The 20674-nt window shown below is 46.4% G+C and carries 20 protein-coding genes; 15 read left to right on the forward strand and 5 right to left on the reverse strand.

Features of this window, described 5'->3' with window-relative positions:
• The first annotated feature begins 79 nt into the window (after window positions 1-79).
• From ACFORF_RS00755 to ACFORF_RS00785, 7 genes are all read left to right on the forward strand, one after another.
• Window positions 80-1213, forward strand: a complete 1134-nt coding sequence (locus ACFORF_RS00755) for an acyltransferase family protein (RefSeq protein WP_380424368.1) — start codon at window positions 80-82, stop codon at window positions 1211-1213.
• A gap of 211 nt (window positions 1214-1424) precedes the next feature.
• Window positions 1425-1556 carry a hypothetical protein gene (locus ACFORF_RS00760; RefSeq protein ID WP_380424370.1) on the forward strand — a complete coding sequence of 44 codons (132 nt, stop codon included), beginning with the start codon at window positions 1425-1427 and terminating at the stop codon, window positions 1554-1556.
• A 38-nt stretch (window positions 1557-1594) separates the two neighbouring features.
• A complete protein-coding gene (locus tag ACFORF_RS00765) occupies window positions 1595-2014 on the forward strand; it encodes a hypothetical protein (RefSeq protein ID WP_380424372.1) in 420 nt (139 codons plus the stop codon).
• Window positions 1986-2486: a hypothetical protein gene (locus ACFORF_RS00770; RefSeq protein ID WP_380424374.1), complete on the forward strand. Its 501-nt coding sequence runs from the start codon at window positions 1986-1988 to the stop codon at window positions 2484-2486. The genes ACFORF_RS00765 and ACFORF_RS00770 overlap by 29 nt, the downstream gene beginning before the upstream one ends.
• A 12-nt stretch (window positions 2487-2498) precedes the next feature.
• A complete protein-coding gene (locus tag ACFORF_RS00775) occupies window positions 2499-3056 on the forward strand; it encodes a phosphate acyltransferase (RefSeq protein WP_380424376.1) in 558 nt (185 codons plus the stop codon).
• 8 nt (window positions 3057-3064) lie between these two features.
• On the forward strand, window positions 3065-3187 hold the full coding sequence (locus tag ACFORF_RS00780) for a hypothetical protein (protein WP_380424378.1): 123 nt from the start codon (window positions 3065-3067) through the stop codon (window positions 3185-3187).
• Between the two features lie 197 nt (window positions 3188-3384).
• Complete coding sequence (locus ACFORF_RS00785; RefSeq protein WP_380424380.1) at window positions 3385-4944, forward strand: helicase HerA-like domain-containing protein; 1560 nt, start codon at window positions 3385-3387, stop codon at window positions 4942-4944.
• 321 nt (window positions 4945-5265) lie between these two features.
• Here ACFORF_RS00785 and ACFORF_RS00790 read toward each other — a convergent pair whose 3' ends face one another.
• Together ACFORF_RS00790 and ACFORF_RS00795 are read right to left on the reverse strand one after the other, a co-directional pair.
• On the reverse strand, window positions 5266-5937 hold the full coding sequence (locus ACFORF_RS00790) for a DUF1129 domain-containing protein (RefSeq protein WP_380424382.1): 672 nt from the start codon (window positions 5935-5937) through the stop codon (window positions 5266-5268).
• 115 nt (window positions 5938-6052) lie between these two features.
• Window positions 6053-6997: a magnesium transporter CorA family protein gene (locus ACFORF_RS00795; RefSeq protein ID WP_380424384.1), complete on the reverse strand. Its 945-nt coding sequence runs from the start codon at window positions 6995-6997 to the stop codon at window positions 6053-6055.
• Window positions 6998-7324: 327 nt separating this feature from the next.
• On the opposite strand from ACFORF_RS00795, the gene uvrA reads away from it, so the two are divergent.
• The 5 genes from uvrA to ACFORF_RS00820 all read left to right on the forward strand — a co-directional run bounded on the left by uvrA (window position 7325) and on the right by ACFORF_RS00820 (window position 13565).
• Complete coding sequence (uvrA, locus tag ACFORF_RS00800) at window positions 7325-10150, forward strand: excinuclease ABC subunit UvrA (protein WP_380424386.1); 2826 nt, start codon at window positions 7325-7327, stop codon at window positions 10148-10150.
• A 121-nt stretch (window positions 10151-10271) separates the two neighbouring features.
• Entirely contained in the window at window positions 10272-11330 is a 1059-nt protein-coding gene (locus ACFORF_RS00805; RefSeq protein WP_380424388.1) for a M24 family metallopeptidase, read from the forward strand.
• A gap of 100 nt (window positions 11331-11430) precedes the next feature.
• Entirely contained in the window at window positions 11431-11886 is a 456-nt protein-coding gene (locus tag ACFORF_RS00810; protein WP_380424390.1) for a deoxycytidylate deaminase, read from the forward strand.
• A 179-nt stretch (window positions 11887-12065) separates the two neighbouring features.
• A complete protein-coding gene (gene nusG / locus ACFORF_RS00815; RefSeq protein WP_380424392.1) occupies window positions 12066-12605 on the forward strand; it encodes a transcription termination/antitermination protein NusG in 540 nt (179 codons plus the stop codon).
• A gap of 108 nt (window positions 12606-12713) precedes the next feature.
• A complete protein-coding gene (locus ACFORF_RS00820) occupies window positions 12714-13565 on the forward strand; it encodes a patatin-like phospholipase family protein (protein ID WP_380424394.1) in 852 nt (283 codons plus the stop codon).
• Window positions 13566-13618: 53 nt separating this feature from the next.
• Here the strand turns inward: ACFORF_RS00820 and ACFORF_RS00825 are convergent, their stop codons facing one another.
• A complete protein-coding gene (locus ACFORF_RS00825; protein ID WP_380424396.1) occupies window positions 13619-14269 on the reverse strand; it encodes a nitroreductase family protein in 651 nt (216 codons plus the stop codon).
• 195 nt (window positions 14270-14464) lie between these two features.
• Here ACFORF_RS00825 and leuS point away from each other — a divergent pair, with 195 nt between their 5' ends.
• Complete coding sequence (gene leuS, locus ACFORF_RS00830) at window positions 14465-16966, forward strand: leucine--tRNA ligase (RefSeq protein ID WP_380424397.1); 2502 nt, start codon at window positions 14465-14467, stop codon at window positions 16964-16966.
• Between the two features lie 21 nt (window positions 16967-16987).
• Window positions 16988-17542 (forward strand): hypothetical protein, encoded by a 555-nt coding sequence (locus tag ACFORF_RS00835; protein ID WP_380424399.1) that lies wholly within the window; start codon window positions 16988-16990, stop codon window positions 17540-17542.
• Between the two features lie 60 nt (window positions 17543-17602).
• On the opposite strand, the gene ACFORF_RS00840 is transcribed toward ACFORF_RS00835, so the two are convergent.
• Window positions 17603-18289 (reverse strand): CPBP family glutamic-type intramembrane protease, encoded by a 687-nt coding sequence (locus ACFORF_RS00840; RefSeq protein ID WP_380424426.1) that lies wholly within the window; start codon window positions 18287-18289, stop codon window positions 17603-17605.
• A gap of 123 nt (window positions 18290-18412) precedes the next feature.
• Entirely contained in the window at window positions 18413-19141 is a 729-nt protein-coding gene (locus ACFORF_RS00845; protein WP_380424401.1) for a MerR family transcriptional regulator, read from the reverse strand.
• 241 nt (window positions 19142-19382) lie between these two features.
• Here ACFORF_RS00845 and ACFORF_RS00850 point away from each other — a divergent pair, with 241 nt between their 5' ends.
• Entirely contained in the window at window positions 19383-20414 is a 1032-nt protein-coding gene (locus ACFORF_RS00850; protein ID WP_380424403.1) for an aldose epimerase family protein, read from the forward strand.
• Window positions 20415-20674 lie beyond the last annotated feature (260 nt).

Consider the following 20674-nt stretch of genomic DNA (forward strand, 5'->3'; position numbering starts at 1 on the left):
AAGAAAGCAAGCTCTTTCATAGCTGAAAAGAAAAAGCGTAATAACTCTGTCGACTTCTGGCGAATGATCTTCACCATCGGTGTGGCATTTTAACATTCTTTTGAATGTGCTAGCATTGCACCATATTCCAGGTAAGGATTTCCATCCATGGTTTAATGGTGGCTATGTCCTTGGTTTCTTCCTGTTTGTAACAGGTTACTTTATGACGGCTTCTTTTGAGAGAAAACGTCAAAACAATCTCTTGGATCCAGCGAATGCCCATGTTTCTGCATGGCAGTATTTCTGGACACGTGTCAAAGGTTTGATGCCAGCCTCTATTCTTGGCTTCATCGTTGTATTTTCAATCCGTAATTATGCGATTAAAACACCTTTGTCTCAAATTTCACTTTATTTGATTAAAGCAGGTTATGAAATTCTTGGTCTCTACCAAATCGGTATGAATGGCTATACAGAAGGTACTGGATTAGAAGGTACTGGATTGGAAGGATTGAAAGGGGCGTTGAATGCGGTAGCTGAAAGCCGTATGGGAGCAGCACCAGCTGTTCTCTGGAACGGGCCTAGCTGGTACATTTCCGCTATTATCATTACCTCTGTTATCATCTATTATGTGTTAGTAAAAAATAGAGACTTTTTCCTTGGTTTCTTTGTTCCGTTTATGATTATTGCCACATACGGCTATACTGGTTTTGCACAAGAATCAGGTTTCCAACGGACTCAACTACATTTCTTAGGATTGCCAACAAACATTATGCGTGTTACTGGCGGTATCTGTATCGGTGTTTTGATGTACTATGTTGTTCAATGGATTAAAGAAAAACAAATTGTTGAAAAACATAAAGCTGCTTGGAACACTTTTGCAGTCTTGTTAAGTGCCTTTGTATCATGGACAGTTTGGGCTGGTATTTCATGGAGTGAAATTCAAAACAACCTCTTCCTCATTCCATTTACAGTTGTTGTTATCGTAGGTCAAGATCCGATTTCTAAATTCTTGTCTGATCAACTTGGCAAATTTAGTGTTCACGTTGGACAATTGTCTCTCTACATTTATATTTCTCACTGGGCTTATATCACCCTTTTCCAAACAGCTCCATTCTCAAAAAAGGCTTATGTTCCAATGGCCTTCACTTACATTGGTTTGTGTCTATTGACAGGTTATGTCCTTATGTTGATTGATACTAAATTGATTCAACCAAAATTATTTAAACGTGCTTAATGGCAAACAGAGAGTGGGACAAAAATCGGTAACTCGTAGAGTTCGATTTTGTCGTCCCACCTCCGCACGGTTGAGTAGGGTTATAAAAGCTGATGAAATCAGCGAATTAGAATCCACTCAACCACTGCGTCTTGCAAAGAATACCTTATTAAGTTTGAAGCTGATACTTTTGTCCCAGCCTCATTCACTTATGTTTATAAAGGAATTGAATATGAAAAAAATATTTGTCATGAACTTTGGGGCAACCTCCAGTAAGATTGCTTACTTTGAAGATGACCAGTGCCTCTACAAAGAAAATTTAACTCACCCTGCCGACCAGTTGGCGGCCTGTGAGACCATCTAGGACCAATTACCAATCCGCAAAAAGCTGTTGGTGATTTTATGGCTGAACATGGTATTGTGGTTAGTGAGTTGGATGCTGTCGTTTCTCGTGGGGGGCATACAGAACCCTTACAAGGTGGTGTTTACCGAGTAACACAGAAGATGTTGGACCAGTCCCGTTCCATGGAATATGGAAACCATCCAACAGATTTAGGTCTTCAATTGGCTGGTGTCTATACCCAAGAAGGACCAACAGCCTATACTGTAGATAGCTCATGTACTGATGAATTTGAAACCTTGGCTCGCTATTCTGGCCTTAAGGAAATCGAGCGTGTCAGTCGCTTCCAAATCTTGAACCAACGTGCGGTTTCTCCGATCTATGCAGAGTCAATCGGTAAAAAATATGAAGACCTCAACCTGATTACTTGTATGATGGGTGGAGGAACCACTTGTGCAGCTCATAAAAAAACGTGCAGTTGATGCCGATTACGGTCTTGAAGGTGATGGACCATTTTCTACGGATCGCGCTAACGGCCTTCCTTCAGGTGCCTTGGTTGATCTCTGTTTCTCTGGAAAATATACTTACAAAGAAGTGAAGCGTAAACTCAAAGGTCTCGGTGGCTTAATGAGTTATGTTGGGGATACTGATGTACGCTCGATTGAAGAAAAAGCCCTCAACGGCGATGCTGCTTGTAAGAAAGCTCTGGAAGCAATGGCCTATCAAACTGCTAAGGACATTGCAGGTCTAGCTGCTGTACTAGAAGGTCAGGTTGACGCTATCTTGATTACTGGTGGTATTGCAAATTCAAAATTTATGATGAGCGAAATTACCAAGCGGGTTAATTTCATTGCTCCTGTTAAAATCTATCCAGGTGAGTTTGAAATGGACCCTCTTGGAACCAATGTCTATAAGGCCTTTATGGGGCAAGTAGATGTAAAAGAACTCGTCTAGAAAGAGGTTGAAATGGCTTTTACAAGTTTTACAGAAATTGAATCTTACATTTTATCTAATAACATCGTTAAAACAATTGCCTTGGCCTGTGCACAGGATGAAATTGCTCTAGCTTCTCTTGTCGAAGCGAAACGCAAAGGCGTTGTTAAAGGAATTCTAATCGGTGACCTGGAAGAGATTAAGGCGATTCTCTCTGACCTCTCTGAACCTGTCGAAGATTATGAATTGATTGAATGTCTCGATGAAATGGAAGCTGGTCGTCTAGCTGTTTCTCTCGTAAAAGAAGGTCGTGCGGATATCCCTATGAAGGGATTGATGATGACGTCTTCCTTCATGAAGGCTATCTTGAATAAGGAAGAAGGTTTCCTTGGTCAAGGTGATCTTTTGAGTCAGTCAACCGTCTTGGAATATCCTGAGCAAGGTCGTATGCAAATCATTGCTGACTGTGCGGTTAATATTGCCCCAGACTTGGAAGAGAAGAAAAAATTACTCAAAATTGTATCAATTTGGCCCACAAATTGGGCATTGACAAACCTAATGTCGCTTTCTTGTCAGCCCTTGAAAAAGTGAATCCTAAAATGCCATCAACTGTTGATGCGGATGCTTTGGCGAATTGGGATGGCTTTGTGGGAGCAGGTCATCTAGCAGGTCCTTTTTTCCTTTTTCCAAAAACAGTTGTGCACTTTCAAGAGGAGAGGTGACTACTTTCATAGCATTTTTAACAAACTCATTTGAAAGCCCTGTATGACCATCAGCATTTTTAACACATAAGATTCCCTCCGTTTAAACTTAATCAAATGAGTTCTAGCCTAGAATTTTCCTCTTCTAGGCTTTTCTTTTGCCCTTATTTTTATCATTCTATGCTAAAATAAAGATAACACTTTCAAAGGAGCGATTTATGTCTCAAACATTAGCATTTGGTTATGGAAAAGCAATAGCAGAGCTACAGCTCAAGCGACTTAACCGCCACGGGATTATCGCTGGGGCGACAGGGACGGGCAAGACTGTAACTCTCAAGGTCTTGGCAGAGCAGCTGAGCGATGCAGGGATTCCTGTCTTTCTCTCGGATATCAAAGGCGATCTGACCAGCCTAGCTCAACCCAATACTGGTGAGGTTAGTCCCGACCGCCTGACAGCAACTCACTATGAGAACTATGAGCCAACAGCCTATCCTGTTGAACTCTGGGATGTGATGGGAGAGTCTGGTGTGCCAGTCCGCATGACCATCTCTGAAATGGGTCCTGTGCTTTTGACCCGTCTTTTGGGGCTCAATGAGACGCAGGAATCAATTCTTAACATTGTTTTTAGCGTAGCAGATGAACGTGGTCTTCTCCTCATTGACATGATGGATTTACGTGCCATGCTCAACTATGTGGCTGAACATGCTACTGAATTAAGCCAGTATTACGGCAATATTCCAGCACGTTCCGTTGGGGCGATTTTACGAAGCCTGGTCGTTTTGGAACAGCAAGGAGGCAAGGTCTTCTTTGGTGAGCCGAGCCTTGAAATTGCAGACCTGATGAAGACAGATGCCACAACAGGTAAAGGGGTTATCAATATCCTCAATGCGACTCAACTCTTTAACCAGCCAACCCTCTATTCAACTGTTCTACTCTCACTCTTGTCGGAGTTGTATGAGACTCTTCCGGAGGTTGGTGATTTGGATCAGCCTAAGATGGTCTTCTTCTTTGATGAGGCTCATGTCCTCTTCAAGGATGCACCGAAGGTGCTCATGGAAAAAATCGAGCTTATCGTTCGCTTGATTCGTTCCAAAGGCGTCGGGGTCTTCTTTGTCACCCAAAATCCTACCGATATCCCTGATACGGTAGCTGCCCAACTGGGGAACCGAATCCAGCATGGTCTGCGGGCTTTCACACCCAAGGAATTAAAAACAGTCGATACTGTTGCTCAGACCTTCCGTCAAGAAGACGGCCAAGACCTGGCTAAGGTCATTCAGGAACTCCAGGTCGGTGAGGCTGTCGTTTCAACGCTAGGAGCTGATGGAACACCGACTTATGCTGATCGCGTCATGATTTACCCACCAAAGAGTCTCTTAGGAACAGCAGATCCAAGTCTGGTTCTCAACCTCATCAACAACTCTGCTCTTATGGACAAGTATGCGGAAGCCATTGACCGTGAATCAGCTCATGAACAAATCGCTGCCATGACGCAAGAAAAAGAGGCTCAGCTTATGGCTGAAGCCAAGCGGGCTGAAGAAGAAAAAGCTGCTCAAGCTGCCCAAAAAGAAGCAGAAAAAGCAGCCAAACAGGCTGAGAAAGAGGCTGAAAAGGCCCGAGCTCAAGCCGAGCGTGAAGCTGCTAAAGCTAGCCGCCAAACATCAAGCCGCCGTAGCGATTCTGCCATGGACCGCCTGACCAAGAACATCATGGGCTCCGTCGGCCGTGAAGTCGGTCGTACCATCACCCGCGGTATCCTGGGGATGCTTAAAGGAAAATAAGATGATCTCTCATCAGCAGACGCTGGTGAGAGTTTTATATTTGATAAATAAAAACTAGAAGAACTTTGAAAAGGCGCAATAGAAATTGACTTTAAAACTGATTCAAAATCTCATCAGACATGGGCTCTAAACGGTGTGTATAAACCCTGCCACATCCTTGTCTTCGACTTGCGCCACCAAAGTACTATCTGCGTCTCACCGTCTTGTCTCGAAACTTTTTATTCGACTATGGCTTTGATTTTGCAAGAGTAGAGAAGTAGAAAATAACCACCCTCCTCATCCCTTCTTTTAATAGTTGGGAGAGGTAGGGTGGTTTCTTGTTTAGCGGCCGTTCATTGGAGCCATAGTGTTGAGGATGTTGTACTTGCGTTGGAGGTAGAATTTAATACCGAAGGCCACAACTGCGATGATAAGGGCAGGAATGGCAGGGGCCGCAAGGTTGATGCTGGCTGGGATGAGGGTTGACAGGGAGAAGATAGCGACCCAGCCCAGGGAAATCACGAGGAGAATTCCCAAGCGTTTCCAGAGACTTGGCACTTGACTCCGGTCTGGAGCGTTCATGTGGCGGTAGATGTAGTAGTAAGTCGCATACATTGCCCCCCCGCCAGCAAAGGCTAGGACGAAGAGGGAGATAATCCCGTAGTTGACAGTAGCCTGCTTAAAGAAGCCCAGGATACCGTTCATTCCGGCGAATAAGGCTAGGAAGAGGAGAGAAGTATCAAGCCACATGAGCCAAGGATTGGTATTTTTGGCTTCCTGGTTGGCCATGTTAGCAGCAGTCGCAGGCTTGCTAAAGCCAGCAGCCCAAGCAGTTGGTGCACCATAGAGATGACGGGCTGTATAGCCTTTTTTCTGGTTTTCTAGAATAGTTGGGATGATGGTTTCAAGGATTTCCTTGATTTCCGTATCGTTTTTCCCATCCTTGATGAGCTGGTTGGTAGCGATGTGGACAAATTCTTGGTTTTTCTTGGTGAGTTCAGTAAGGTTGTTCATGGGGCTTCCTTTTCTTTAGTTTTTAGGGGAATGGCAGAGCGGGTTTTCAAATCTTTGACAGTCCTGTCAGTGTTGGGGACGGGTCAGGTCTCTGCTCTGCTATGGCTTAGAGCTATTAGAACCACTTCTTGCGGAAGAAGTAGAGAATCATGAGGGAGCTTAGGCTAACAGCTATGAGGACGATGTACCAGAAGGCATGGGGGAGTCCGTTGAGAGGAAGCCAATTATTCTGGAAGTTCATCCCGTAAGCTGAGAAAATCACGGTCGGGATGTCCAAGGCCATGGTAACGAGGGCCAGGGTTTTCATGATGGTGTTCTGGTTGTTTCCGATGATGGAGGCAGAGGTTTCTGCCATCATGTTCAAGACGGTTTCATAGATAGTCGCCATCTCGATGGCCTGTTGGGTCTCGATGAGGGTATCTTCCAGTAAATCCTCGTCCTCAACATATTTTTTGAGGCTGCTGGTCGAGCTGGAGAGTTTTTTGACAATTCGCTCGTTGAATTTGAGTGAGGCCTTCAGGTAGACGATGGATTTTTCCAGCTCCATCATGTCGATCAGCTGTTCATTACTGGTCGAGCGTTCTAGTTGTGCCTCAATACGATCAGTTTGACGGTCGATGGACCGCAAGGCTGTCAGGAAAAGCTCTGCATTGCGGTAGAGAATTTGAAAGATGAATCTAGTCCGCATAAAGGTATAGAAGTTCTTGATGCGGCGATTATGGAAGTTGTCAAATAGGGTCAGGTCTTCCAAACATGTCGTGATGATTCCAGACTTGGTCGTGATGATACCTAGCGGGATGGTCACATAGTAGTTGCGGCCATTACGCTCTTCGATGATGGGTACGTCGACGATAATCAGGGTGTAATCATCCTCAATGGTGATACGGGAAGTTTCTTCCGCATCAAGAGGCGCCCGCAAGTCGGTGATATCGATGTTAAATTGCTCTGCTAATTTAACAGACTCTTCCTGGGAGGGGTTGACCAAATTAATCCAAGCCCCAGGCTCGAATGTATCAATTTCTTTTAATTCTGTCGCGGTTGATAGAAAAATCTGCTTCATCGCGCGCCCTCCCATTCTATAAGATTTTTGTCATGCAGGTGAGGAAGGGACTGTTCCATTTCCTCAAATTGCCATACCAATCTATTATACACTAAAACTGGTCAAAAAAGACGAGAAATGATAGTTTTTTAGAAAAGTGTTTGCCTGAAATTTTGTTATAATAGTAACAATTATTCTAGAAAAGGATGGCAGTAGGGCTGATACACACTCAGAATCAAAATGAGACGAGACAGGTTACGTAGACTTAAGTGAGTTAGGTCAGAAAAGCTAACGACGTTTGGTTTTGATTTTGGAAGAGTTTAAAAGGTCAGGCTGCCCACGGTTAAGATGCAAGAAACCATTTCTATACACGGGGCGCGTGCCCATAATTTAAAAAATATCGATGTGGATATCCCACGTGACAAGCTGGTTGTTGTGACGGGCTTGTCAGGGTCAGGCAAGTCCAGTTTGGCCTTTGATACCATCTATGCTGAGGGGCAACGCCGTTATGTCGAGAGCTTGTCGGCCTACGCCAGACAGTTTTTGGGCAATATGGATAAGCCTGACGTAGACTCTATTGATGGTCTCAGCCCTGCTATTTCCATCGATCAAAAAACGACCAGCAAGAACCCTCGTTCAACCGTTGGGACAGCAACGGAGATTAATGATTATCTCCGCCTGCTTTTTGCCCGTGTTGGGAAACCCTACTGTGTCAATGGGCACGGTCTCATTACGGCATCGTCGGTTGAGCAGATTGTAGATGAGGTCCTGGCCCTGCCTGAGCGGACACGGATGCAGATTTTGGCGCCAGTCATTCGCCGTAAGAAGGGCCAGCACAAGACCATCTTTGATAAAATCCAAAAGGATGGTTACGTGCGTGTGCGGGTCAACGGAGAAATCTACGATGTGACCGAGGCGCCGGAATTATCCAAGAGCAAGCTTCACAATATTGAGGTGGTAGTGGACCGTCTGGTGAACAAGGACGGCATTCGCTCACGGCTCTTTGATTCAGTGGAGGCTGCTCTTCGTTTGGGGGACGGCTACCTGATTATTGACACTATGGACGGCAATGAACTGCTGTACTCGGAGTATTATTCTTGTCCGGTTTGTGGCTTCACGGTGCCTGAGTTGGAGCCCCGCCTCTTTTCTTTCAATGCTCCTTTTGGGTCCTGTGCGACCTGCGATGGTTTGGGCATGCATTTGGAGGCTGACCTGGACTTGGTCATTCCTGATCCTAGCCTGACCTTACGCGAGGGGGCTATTTCTCCATGGAATCCGATTTCCTCCAATTATTATCCAGCCATGTTGGAGCAGGCCATGGCCCAGTTTGGGATTGATTTAGACACGCCTTTTGAACAAATGGCAGAGCAGGACAGGCAGCTGGTGCTCTACGGTTCAGGTGACCGTCAGTTCCATTTCCACTATGAAAATGACTTCGGTGGGGTGCGTGATATTGACATGCCTTTTGAAGGAGTTATCACCAATATCGAACGTCGCTACCACGATACCGCCAGCGACTTCACCCGTAACGTTATGCGGGGCTACATGAATGAACTGCCCTGCGCGACCTGTCATGGTTACCGTCTCAATGACCAGGCCATGTCTGTCAAACTCGGTGGTGAAGAGGGGCTGAATATCGGACAAATTTCAGACCTATCGATTGAAAACCACCTCAGTCATCTCCAAGGTTTGACCCTGGAAAATAATGACGAAGCCATCGCAAGACCCATTCTCAAGGAAATAATTGACCGCCTGACCTTCCTTAACAATGTGGGCCTCAACTACCTGACCCTGTCTCGGTCTGCTGGGACTCTGTCAGGTGGTGAAAGTCAGCGGATTCGCTTGGCGACGCAGATTGGGTCCAACCTTTCAGGTGTCCTCTATGTTCTGGACGAGCCCTCCATTGGCCTCCATCAGCGCGACAACGATCGCCTCATTGACAGCTTGAAAAAGATGCGTGATTTGGGTAACACCTTGATTGTGGTAGAGCACGATGAAGATACCATGATGCAGGCGGACTGGCTGATTGATGTCGGACCTGGTGCAGGAGCTTTAGGTGGACAGATTGTGGCCTCTGGGACACCTGCTCAAGTCGCTAAAAACAAGAAATCCATTACAGGCCAGTACCTGTCCGGCAAGAAAGAAATCCCTGTCCCCCTAGAACGTCGCGAGGGCACGGGTCGTTTCTTGGAAGTTAAGGGAGCGACTGAACACAACCTGCAAAATCTGGATGTCAAATTCCCGCTGGGTAAATTTATCGCGGTAACCGGTGTCTCAGGCTCTGGGAAATCAACCCTGGTCAACAGTATTCTGAAGAAAGCTATTGCCCAAAAACTCAACCGCAATAGTGAGAAGCCTGGCAAACATAAGTCTGTCGAAGGCATTGAGCACATCGACCGTTTAATTGACATTGACCAGAGTCCGATTGGGCGGACACCACGGTCTAATCCTGCAACCTATACAGGCGTATTTGACGATATTCGGGACCTTTTTGCCAAAACCAACGAAGCCAAAATCCGTGGCTACAAGAAGGGACGTTTCTCCTTTAACGTAAAGGGTGGTCGCTGTGAAGCCTGTTCTGGTGATGGGATTATCAAGATTGAGATGCACTTCCTGCCAGATGTCTACGTTCCTTGTGAGGTCTGTCATGGCAAGCGCTACAATTCAGAGACGCTGGAGGTCCACTACAAGGAAAAGAGTATCGCAGATATTCTTGACATGACGGTGGATGACGCGGTAGAATTCTTCGCGCCTATTCCTAAGATTGCCCGTAAGGTGCAGACCATCAAGGATGTGGGGCTGGGCTATGTCACTCTAGGGCAACCAGCTACAACCCTCTCTGGTGGTGAGGCCCAGCGGATGAAGTTGGCCAGCGAACTCCACAAGCGGTCAACGGGCAAGTCCCTCTATATTTTGGACGAGCCGACAACAGGACTTCATACGGATGATATTGCTCGTCTCCTCAAGGTACTGGAGCGTTTTGTGGACGATGGCAATACAGTTCTTGTGATTGAACATAACCTGGATGTCATCAAGACGGCCGACCACATTATCGACCTCGGACCAGAGGGCGGTATCGGTGGTGGAACGATTGTCGCAACCGGTACTCCAGAAGAGGTAGCTGACAACCCAGCCAGCTTTACAGGGCAGTACCTTAAGGCTAAGCTAAAATAAGGAAATGTACAGAGCTAAAAAGTCGACTTTTCTTGGGGTCGGCTTTTTGCTATCCCTACTTTAAAAACCAGCGATTTTTTGCTATACTAGGAGCAAAACAATGCGATTGAGGAGGCATCTGATGCAGGCACGTGTAGAACGTTTGGTGACTAAGATTGAAGAGGCTGGTTTGGGCGGTCTTTTGGTGACAGAAGCCAAGAATATTTTTTACCTGACCGGCTTTTCTGGAACGGCGGGCACTGTTTTTGTCAGCCCCAAGCGACGGATTTTTGTGACGGACGACCGCTATGCTCTCATCGCCAAGCAGACCATCCAAGGTTTTGATATCATCAGCACGCGGACAGCTCTGACAGAGATTGCCAATGCTATCGCAGATGATGGCCTAGAGACTCTCGGGTTTGAAGACACGGTCAGCTACCAGTTTTATCAGGCTTTGAAAGCTGCCTTTCCCCATCAGGACTTGCAGGCCCAGACCAACTTTGTTGAAGGGTTACGGATCATTAAGGATGCGGATGAGGCAGCGATTATTCGCCGGGCTTGCCAGATTTCTGACCAGGCCTTTATCGATGCCTTGGATTTCATCAAGCCTGGGAAAACTGAGCTTGAGGTTGCTAATTTTCTGGACTTTCGCATGCGTGAACTAGGAGCTTCTGGCATTTCCTTTGATACGATTGCGGCATCAGGTTTCCGCTCTGCTATGCCCCATGGCAGAGCAAGTGACAAAGTCATCGAGGCTGGCGAGTCTCTAACCTTGGACTTTGGCTGCTACTACCAGCACTACGCCTCTGATATGACACGGACGGTCCACGTGGGCCACGTGACCGATGAGGAGCGTGAAATCTACGCGGTAACCCTGGCGGCCAACCAGGCTCTCATTGACCAAGCTAGGGCTGGCATGACCTACATCGATTTTGACCGTGTACCACGGCAATTGATTGAGGATAAGGGGTACGGTGCTAACTTTACTCATGGTATCGGGCATGGTCTAGGACTGGACGTCCACGAACTGCCATTTTTCACCAAGACGGCTGATGAACTAAAACCAGGTATGGTGGTGACTGACGAACCTGGGATTTATCTGGATGGACTCTACGGTGTCCGCATCGAAGACGACCTCCTCATCACCGAAACTGGCTGTGAAGTCTTGACCCTGGCACCCAAGGAATTGATTGTCTTGTAAAGAGGGTAGATGAGGAATAGAGTGTCAGAAAGACAGTCGACCTTGTTTAGGATGTTCATATTATAAAAAGTAAAGATAGAAGACTTAGGAGAAAATACCTATGCCAAATCGTTTATCATGGGAAGATTATTTTATGGCTAATGCGGAGCTGATTTCCAAGCGTTCCACCTGTGATCGTGCCTTTGTAGGGGCGGTTTTGGTCAAGGACAACCGCATCATTGCGACTGGTTATAATGGTGGTGTGGCCGCGACGGACAACTGTAATGAGGCTGGCCATTACATGGAAGATGGCCATTGTATTCGTACGGTTCATGCGGAGATGAATGCCCTCATTCAGTGTGCCAAGGAGGGGATTTCGACCAATAACACGGAGATTTACGTGACCCATTTCCCTTGCATCAACTGCACCAAGGCTCTACTTCAGGCGGGCATCACCAAGATTACCTACAAGCATGCCTATCGGCCCCATCCCTTTGCCCTGGAACTGATTGAGAAGAAGGGTGTGGTCTGTACCCAGCATGATGTACCGACCCTGACCTTGGGTGAAGAGTCCTAGTTCCGATAGTTGCTCTGCTATGGTTGAAAAATAGCAGAGCAGAAATGGCACAGGTCTTGCCCTCGAAAGAGAGGATTTTTCTGAGTATTGCTTGACAGAAGCCAGCTGGTTTGTGCTATAATGGAAATAAGAAAAAAGCCCAATTTGGGTTTTTTAGTTTAGAAAAAAGGAGCATTGCTATGCTAGATTCATTTGACAAGGGCTGGTTCGTTCTGCAAACCTACTCTGGTTACGAAAACAAGGTTAAGGAGAACCTCCTTCAACGCGCTCAAACCTATAACATGTTGGAAAATATCCTCCGTGTTGAAATCCCAACACAGACGGTAAACGTTGAGAAAAATGGTGAAGTTAAAGAAGTTGAAGAGAACCGCTTCCCAGGTTACGTCTTGGTTGAGATGGTTATGACCGATGAAGCTTGGTTTGTGGTCCGTAACACGCCTAACGTTACGGGATTTGTCGGCTCTCACGGGAACCGTTCTAAGCCAACACCACTCTTGGAAGAAGAAATCCGTCAAATCTTGATTTCTATGGGACAAACAGTCGATGTTATTGATACCAACATCAAGCCTGGTGATATGGTTCAAATTATCGACGGTGCCTTCATGGGACAAGAAGGGCGTGTCGTTGAAATTGATGGCAACAAGGTCCGCATCATGATCAACATGTTTGGTTCAGAAACAGCGGCTGAATTGGAACTCTACCAAATCGCAGAACTTTAAGATAAAAAGCTGAGCTCGCTAAGGCGGGCTTTTTACCTGCTCAAAAGCTTACATGAATAAGGGATTTTTGCTATAATAGTCCACAATGTAGAGATTGCGAGGTAGGACATGACAGTCGGATTAGCTTTAGAAGGTGGAGGCATGCGGGGCCTCTATACAGCAGGAGTCTTGGACGCCTTTATGGAGGCGGACATCCGGGTGGATGGCATCGTGGGAGTGTCTGCAGGTGCCCTCTTTGGGGTCAACTATGTTTCTGGTCAAAAGGGCCGAGCCCTGCGCTACAACAAGCACTTTGCCAAGGATCCTAACTACATGGGCTTTCGCTCTTGGTTGACGACGGGTAATATGGTCAACAAGGACTTCACCTACTACAAGGTGCCCTTTGAGCTGGATGTCTTTGATGAAGCGGCCTTTGAGGAATCCTCAGTTGACTTTTATTCGGTTGCGACCAACATTGAGACAGGGAAAGCCGAGTACCATCTCATTACCGATGTCCGCCAGGAGATGGAGTTGCTCAGAGCCAGCTCCGCTCTGCCACTGGTTTCCCGTGTGGTCGAATGGCAGGGCAAAAAATACCTGGATGGCGGCCTGTCTGACAGCATTCCGATTGACTTTGCTAAGAGTCTGGGGTTTGACAAGCTGATTGTCGTCTTGACCCGGCCGCTGGATTACCGCAAAAAAGCCTCCAGCCCTCTTCCCTACAAACTGGCCTACCGCAAGTATCCCAAGTTTGTTGAGGTCGCTAGCAAGCGTTACCTCCATTACAACAAGGCGGTGGAAAAAATAGCAGAGCAGGAAATGCAGGGCGAACTCTTTGCCATCCGCCCCAGCCAAAATCTGGTTATCGGCCGTCTGGAGAAAGACTCTGATAAATTTGACGAGATTTATGGCATCGGCGTAGCGGATGCAGAAGCAGCGCTGCCAGAGTTGAGGGCTTATTTAGCAAGAGAAGACAATTAGGACACTAATATAAAAAAGATGTTGAGAAATAGCAGTCTCAACATCTTTTTGATTTATAGAAAGGTAGTGACGTCATCAACAGAGTAGCGAGTGGTCTTGACGGTATCCTTGTTTTTCAGAACATCTTCTTTTCCGATAGCGATAGCCATGGTTGGTACATAACGGACAGGGTCGAGGCCAAGTATTTCCGCTGCAACCTTGGCGTTATAACCTTGAATGGCATTGGTATCGTAGCCGTGCGCACGAGCGACTAACATGAGTTGCATGGCTGCCAATGACCCGCCAATCTTCGCATCTGTGACCAGTCCTTCATAGGAGGCAGCTTCATAGAGCGGCAAGAAGGTTCGTAAGACTTCATCCCGTTTTTCTGGAGAAATACGTCCTTCTTCAGCGGCCTTATTCCAAACATCACGATAGGACTTGTAAGCGTTGGTGTCTCCAAAGATAAAGACGATAGCTGCTGCGGTGTCTACTTGTGGCAGGTTAAACTGTAAAAAGAAGGAGCGCAGCTTTTCTTTGCCTTCTTCTGTATCGATAATGACAAATTTCCAAGGTTGCAGGTTGCAGGCTGAAGGGGCTAGGATTGTTTGCTGTATCATCTCAGTCAATTCTTCTCGGCTGATTTTAGCTTCTGTGTCAAAGTAGCGGACAGAATGGCGGTTGAGAACGACATCTGTAAAGTCATTGTTTCGTATAGTCATCATGGCAATACTCCTTTTATTATAATCTTGAATGCGCTTTCAATAATATATTATAAATCAAACTATCAAACAATGCAAAAGAAAAATAAAAAAATCACAAACTTTCCCCTTATAAAATCTCCGTTATCAAAATCCTCCCCAATTCCACCAAAACATGGTATAATAAAAAGAATATTCATTCTATTATTGGAGAGAGATATGGCAACTTACAACCACAGAGAAATTGAACCCAAGTGGCAGGGCTACTGGGCAGAAAATCACACCTTTAAAACAGGGACAGACAGCAGCAAGCCAAACTTCTACGCTTTGGACATGTTCCCTTATCCATCAGGAGCGGGTCTTCACGTAGGACATCCAGAAGGCTACACGGCGACAGACATTCTCAGCCGCTACAAACGGGCAGCTGGCTACAACGTCTTGCACCCGATGGGCTGGGACGCTTTTGGTTTGCCAGCAGAGCAATACGCCATGGATACAGGGAATGACCCTGCTGAGTTTACAGCACAAAACATCGCGACCTTCAAACGCCAGATCAACGCCCTTGGCTTTTCCTACGACTGGGACCGTGAAATCAACACAACCGATCCAAACTACTACAAGTGGACCCAGTGGATTTTCACTAAGCTCTACGAAAAAGGCTTGGCCTACGAAGCAGAAGTGCCTGTTAACTGGGTAGAAGAACTGGGCACCGCTATTGCCAATGAAGAAGTGCTGCCAGATGGAACGTCTGAGCGTGGTGGCTATCCTGTTGTCCGCAAGCCTATGCGCCAATGGATGCTGAAAATTACAGCCTACGCTGAACGTCTCCTCAATGACCTGGAGGAAGTGGACTGGCCAGAATCCATCAAGGATATGCAACGCAACTGGATTGGCAAGTCAACCGGTGCCAATGTGACTTTTAAGATTAAGGACACCGATCTGGATTTTACTGTCTTTACGACTCGTCCGGATACCTTGTTTGGGGCGACCTACGCTGTTTTGGCGCCAGAGCATGCCTTGGTCGATACCATCACGACAGCCGACCAAGCGCAAGCAGTAGCCGACTACAAGCATCAAGCCAGTCTCAAATCTGATTTGGCCCGGACCGACCTAGCCAAGGAAAAGACAGGTGTTTGGACTGGTGCCTACGCCATCAACCCTGTCAACGGCAAGGAAATTCCAATCTGGATTGCAGACTATGTCTTGGCAAGCTACGGAACAGGTGCCATCATGGCTGTACCTGCCCACGACGAACGCGACTGGGAATTTGCTAAGCAGTTTGACCTGCCCATCCTTCCTGTCCTTGAAGGTGGCGACGTAGAAGCTGCAGCCTACACTGAAGACGGCCTCCACATCAATTCTGACTTCCTCAACGGTCTGGACAAGGCTGACGCCATTGCTAAGATGGTCGCTTGGTTGGAAGAAAATGGTGTCGGCAACGAGAAAATCACCTACCGTCTCCGCGACTGGCTCTTCAGCCGTCAGCGTTATTGGGGTGAGCCAATTCCGATTATCCATTGGGAAGATGGCACGTCAACTGCAGTTCCAGAAAATGAACTTCCGCTGGTCCTTCCAGTGACCAAGGACATTCGTCCTTCAGGAACAGGAGAAAGCCCGCTGGCTAACCTGACGGACTGGCTGACTGTGACCCGCGAAGATGGTGTCAAGGGTCGTCGGGAAACCAACACCATGCCCCAGTGGGCGGGTTCTAGCTGGTACTACCTGCGTTACATCGATCCGAAAAACAATGACAAATTGGCTGACGAAGACCTGCTCAAGGCTTGGTTACCAGTGGATATCTACATCGGTGGTGCGGAGCATGCCGTGCTTCACCTCCTCTATGCCCGCTTCTGGCACAAGTTCCTTTATGACATCGGCGTGGTGCCGACCAAGGAACCTTTCCAAAAACTCTTCAACCAAGGGATGATTTTGGGAACTAGCTACCGCGATGACCGTGGGGCGCTGGTTGCGACGGATAAAGTGGAAAAACGCGACGGCAGTTTCTTCCACATCGAGACGGGAGAGGAGCTGGAACAAGCCCCTGCCAAGATGTCTAAGTCTCTTAAAAACGTAGTCAACCCTGACGATGTGGTCAACCAGTACGGTGCCGACACCCTGCGGGTTTACGAGATGTTCATGGGGCCGCTCGATGCCTCAATCGCCTGGTCTGAAGAAGGCCTCGAAGGCTCACGTAAGTTCTTGGACCGCGTCTACCGTTTGATTACAACTAAGGACATTGTGGCGGAAAATAGCGGAGCTTTGGACAAGGTCTACCATGAAACCGTTAAAACGGTGACCGAGCACATCGAAGAGCTCAAGTTCAACACCGCCATTGCCCAGCTCATGATTTTCGTCAACGCAGCCAACAAAGAAGAATCTCTCTTTGTGGATTACGCCAAAGGCTTTATCCAGCTGATCGCACCATTTGCCCCGCACTTGGGTGAAGAGCTCTGGGCAAGTGAGACTGGCAGCACCGACGGTATTTCCTATGTGGCATGGCCAACCTATGACGCTAGCAAGCTGGTCGAAGCCGAAGTCGAAATCGTTGTCCAAATCAAGGGCAAGGTGAAAGCTCGCTTGATCGTAGCCAAAGACCTCAGCCAAGAAGAACTGCAAGCTGTAGCCCTAGCCGACGAAAAGGTCCAAGCCGAAATCGCTGGACAAACCGTAGTGAAGGTGATTGCGGTTCCGAATAAGCTGGTCAATATTGTGACCAAATAATAGACAAGAGGAAAGGCTGAAATGAAACAGAGACCAACTTCCTTAAAGGAAAAGACGAAAGTTTTTTTAGAAAATTTATTTGGCATTGTGATTATAATCCCTGTGGTTATTGTGTGTTGGTTTATCTTTCCTTATGTGATTATTAGAGATACGATTGTAGCAAAAGGAGCGATTATTTGGTACACGGTCAGTTCGCGAGGAGGACAGTTGCCTAATTACATTCTAATTTTGCTCTCTCTCTTTCTCTGGTGGGCCGCTCTTAGTGAGTTTACCCCTCTTCCTCATTCCTTATCTATCTATAGGTTTATGGGGTTTGTAGAAACACCCAATACTGCTAAGTTGAGAAGGAAAAAGGCCAAAGAAGTTTACAGCTCTCTTTCCCCAGAAGAAAAAGCCATCCAAGATAAAATGGATGAGACTTTGCAAAATATTTCTTTTTTAGGGTTATTGCCAGATAAACCTGACCAAGGGCGCTTTTCCTGTGTCAATTGTGGTTACGAGTGGGAAGTCCGTATTGCTAAAATCTATCAGCGGAAGCAATGCGGTCAATGTGCTGTCAGGTATGCCAAGGAGTAGCGATACCTAGTAAATTGATAAAGGAAAATAACCATCCACCTGATCAGGTGGATGGTTTGTTTATCTTTCTTCAACGACTTCGATACAATAGTTGGTTTGGTGGCAATGTGGGCAGGTCAGCTTGCGGGTGCGAGGGGTGTGTCTTGCAAAGAAAAAGGTTTTGAAGTTCGGTTTGAAGGTTTCTTTGCAGAGAGGGCAGATATAGCTAATCTGTTGATAATAGTTCCAAATCCAGTAGCCGATTCCGTTTAAGAAAAAACAGCGGAATACAAGAAGAGGTGTTAATGCTCCGAATATCAGTATAGTTGCTGGGAGGTGTCCAGTAGCAAACAGCAAGGCAGTCAGGATATTGCTCACAATCAGCAGTTTGTTTGGAATTGTTTTTGAATTCCGAAAGAACAGTTTCCAAACAATCCAGGAGAGCAAGGACATGATGAATAATCGCATCATGATTTCTTCGACGACGCCACCATAAGTGATTGAGGATACCCATGATGCCAGTGAGGGCTTGTTGTTATAGGTTTGAGAAATCTGAGATATATGTCCAAATAATAGTTTATCTAAACTAAGGATACAACCAGTTCCTACTGCGATGACTACAGTGGCTTTTAAAGCTGTTTTTTTACTGTAAAACCTCTCATGAGTCCAATTTTTTGTGCTACTAGATAGCCAAGGAAGCCTAAAACAATCGCGTATAATAGAGTTTGCAATGTCACAATGGCATAATATGCTGGTAGTGAGGGTAATTTTGAAAGCAACAAATTTCTATTTTCAACACTCATATTTTCCCAAGTATAGATAGCGGTGACAACAACAAAACAAACTTCAATGCGGGTTTATACGACGTGAACATCCATTTTCCTCCCGGTTCTAATGTTTAGTGGAATTCTCAACCACTTCCACACAGTAACTGGTGTGCTGGCAGTGCGGACAAGGGAGTTTACGAGTTCGTGGAGTGTGTCTAGCTAGCAGAAATGCTTTCGGCTCAGGCTTGAAAGTCTTATGGCAGACTGGACAGAGATAGAGTACCTGCTGGTAGTAATTCCAGATTAAATAACCTAGGCCTCCCAGATAGAGGATCGCTGCGGGCCAAGCCAGCCAAGACATTTCCTTGGTTTTGGCTATCCAGATCATGCTGAGAAAGACAGTGACAACAAGCAGCAATTTCAAGACTTGCTTGCCAGCAAAATGACGCCAGGTGAGTTGGTGTTTCATGGTTAGAGAAATGTCAGGTAGTTGATTTAGAGTGAAATTGGTATCTTGCTGCAGGGTTTTCCGTAAGAACTGCAATTGCTTGATTTTTTCTTCTTGCAGTTTAGCGGCAGTTTCGAGACTAGTGATATGGATATCCAAGAGACTAGCCAGGGTGCTCTCAGCGTGTTGGTCTTGGATGATCTCCTTAATCTGTGGAATGGAAAAATCCAGCTCCCGCAGGTAGCAAATCATCCGTAGCTTGTTCAAGTCTTCTTCCGAATAGAGACGACGGCCGCCCTCGCTCCAGTCAGAAGGGATTAGAATCCCACGGCTATCATAATATTGTACCGTCCTCACAGAGACATTTGCAGCTGAGGCCAATTCACCCGTAGTGTATTGAGACATTTCTTTCACCTCCTTTCGATGCTATCTTACTACATGACCTTGGGTCACAAGCAAGCCCTAACGCTAGGTCATTTTTCTTTTTTTATTTTATTTTATCAAAAATAGCAGAGCTTTGCGAGGTTGACAAAAGGTTGACAGTGTTGTCAAGTAGCTCCGCTATTTAAAAAATCCATATATTAACCGTTTACAATTTTTAAATTTAGGGGTAAAATGAAGTTAGAAACATAAATGAGGTGACCTTATGGAAATCAAAACACGTGTGATTGAAGTGCTGGATGGGCAAGACTATAACCAGATTACCTTGGTCAATGACCATGGAGTGGAGGCAAGTTTCTTGACGCTTGGAGCGACCTGGCAGACATTTTTAGTGCCAGATGGTAAGGGAGGACAAAAGGACTTGGTTCTCGGATTTGCGACACCCAGCGATTACCTTAAGAGCGGGATGGCTGCAGGCCAGTCTGTTGGCCGTGTAGCAGGGCGGATTAGTCAAGGGCATGCGGAGATTAGTGGCCTTAGCTACCAACTGCCAACTAATAATAATGGCAATACCCTCCATGGGGGGCCTGGTGGACTGCATTTGCAAAATTGGGACTTTGAGACTCTGGAAGCACCTGATCGAGTTGGTGTTGTCTTTACTTACCAGGCTCGCCAGGAACTAGATGGTTTCCCGGGAGATATGACGGTTACGGCGACTTATACGCTGGACAATGCCAATCAGTTAACGGTTACTTACAAGGGAGCTGAAGCGACAGAAGATACGCTCTTTAATCCGACCAACCATGTCTATTTTAACCTCAGTAACGGTCAGGATTTGGCGACGCATCGATTTACAGTGGCAGCTGATGCCATTTTAGCGGTCGATGAATTCCTCATTCCATCGGGCCAATATTGCGATGTCACAGATACGCCTTATGATTTTCGAGCGGGCGCACCTCTGGTCCCTGCTATTGAGGCGACTGGTGGGATTGATGATACCTTTTTGGTCAATAGCAGAGCGGATGAACCGATTGCCGTTCTTCTAGATGAAGCCTCAGGCGACCAAGTGTCTATATTTTCTGACCGGAATGCCCTGGTTGTCTATAGCTTGAATTTCCCTGATGACCAAGCCTATTTTAACCGTGATCATGGAAAACCAGGCACCAAGCACGAAGGAGTGGCCTTGGAAGCCCAATTCCCACCTGATGCTATTAACCATCCAGAATTTGCGGACATCGTCTTGCCAAAAGGTCAAGAACGAACTTATACGATTAGCTACGCCTACGAAAAAATTTAGAACAAGCTAAAAAGGACTTCCATGGTCCTTTTTGCTTGCCTTGACAATCTTCCAAAATCAAAAGGATACGTCGTTCGTTTTCTATATTTAATTCTCTTTTGGATATGTTAGCCTGCCTTGTCTATTGAGGTTTTGAACGAGTATAAAACATTAAAAAGGACTTTCATGGTCCTTTTTGACTACTTTGAAGATAGGCAGGAATCTGATATCTGAAAAAGTCATCTATGGCAGGTTTTTCAGACTACACTTGTGTGAGACTG

The sequence above is a fragment of the Streptococcus caprae genome (assembly GCF_042649745.1).
In the GTDB taxonomy this organism is placed as follows: Bacteria; Bacillota; Bacilli; order Lactobacillales; family Streptococcaceae; genus Streptococcus; species Streptococcus caprae.

Excerpts from the sequence above, each read along its gene's own strand:
- ACFORF_RS00850 (WP_380424403.1), top strand. The coding sequence starts at position 19,383 with ATGGAAATCAAAACACGTGTGATTGAAGTGCTGGATGGGCAAGACTAT.
- ACFORF_RS00780 (WP_380424378.1), top strand. The coding sequence starts at position 3,065 with ATGCCATCAACTGTTGATGCGGATGCTTTGGCGAATTGGGATGGCTTT.
- ACFORF_RS00795 (WP_380424384.1), bottom strand. The coding sequence starts at position 6,997 with ATGAAGCAGATTTTTCTATCAACCGCGACAGAATTAAAAGAAATTGAT.
- leuS (WP_380424397.1), top strand. The coding sequence starts at position 14,465 with ATGGCAACTTACAACCACAGAGAAATTGAACCCAAGTGGCAGGGCTAC.
- ACFORF_RS00785 (WP_380424380.1), top strand. The coding sequence starts at position 3,385 with ATGTCTCAAACATTAGCATTTGGTTATGGAAAAGCAATAGCAGAGCTA.
- ACFORF_RS00835 (WP_380424399.1), top strand. The coding sequence starts at position 16,988 with ATGAAACAGAGACCAACTTCCTTAAAGGAAAAGACGAAAGTTTTTTTA.
- nusG (WP_380424392.1), top strand. The coding sequence starts at position 12,066 with ATGCTAGATTCATTTGACAAGGGCTGGTTCGTTCTGCAAACCTACTCT.
- ACFORF_RS00845 (WP_380424401.1), bottom strand. The coding sequence starts at position 19,141 with ATGTCTCAATACACTACGGGTGAATTGGCCTCAGCTGCAAATGTCTCT.
- ACFORF_RS00810 (WP_380424390.1), top strand. The coding sequence starts at position 11,431 with ATGCCAAATCGTTTATCATGGGAAGATTATTTTATGGCTAATGCGGAG.
- ACFORF_RS00825 (WP_380424396.1), bottom strand. The coding sequence starts at position 14,269 with ATGATGACTATACGAAACAATGACTTTACAGATGTCGTTCTCAACCGC.
- ACFORF_RS00820 (WP_380424394.1), top strand. The coding sequence starts at position 12,714 with ATGACAGTCGGATTAGCTTTAGAAGGTGGAGGCATGCGGGGCCTCTAT.
- uvrA (WP_380424386.1), top strand. The coding sequence starts at position 7,325 with ATGCAAGAAACCATTTCTATACACGGGGCGCGTGCCCATAATTTAAAA.
- ACFORF_RS00760 (WP_380424370.1), top strand. The coding sequence starts at position 1,425 with ATGAAAAAAATATTTGTCATGAACTTTGGGGCAACCTCCAGTAAGATT.
- ACFORF_RS00790 (WP_380424382.1), bottom strand. The coding sequence starts at position 5,937 with ATGAACAACCTTACTGAACTCACCAAGAAAAACCAAGAATTTGTCCAC.
- ACFORF_RS00805 (WP_380424388.1), top strand. The coding sequence starts at position 10,272 with ATGCAGGCACGTGTAGAACGTTTGGTGACTAAGATTGAAGAGGCTGGT.
- ACFORF_RS00775 (WP_380424376.1), top strand. The coding sequence starts at position 2,499 with ATGGCTTTTACAAGTTTTACAGAAATTGAATCTTACATTTTATCTAAT.
- ACFORF_RS00765 (WP_380424372.1), top strand. The coding sequence starts at position 1,595 with ATGGCTGAACATGGTATTGTGGTTAGTGAGTTGGATGCTGTCGTTTCT.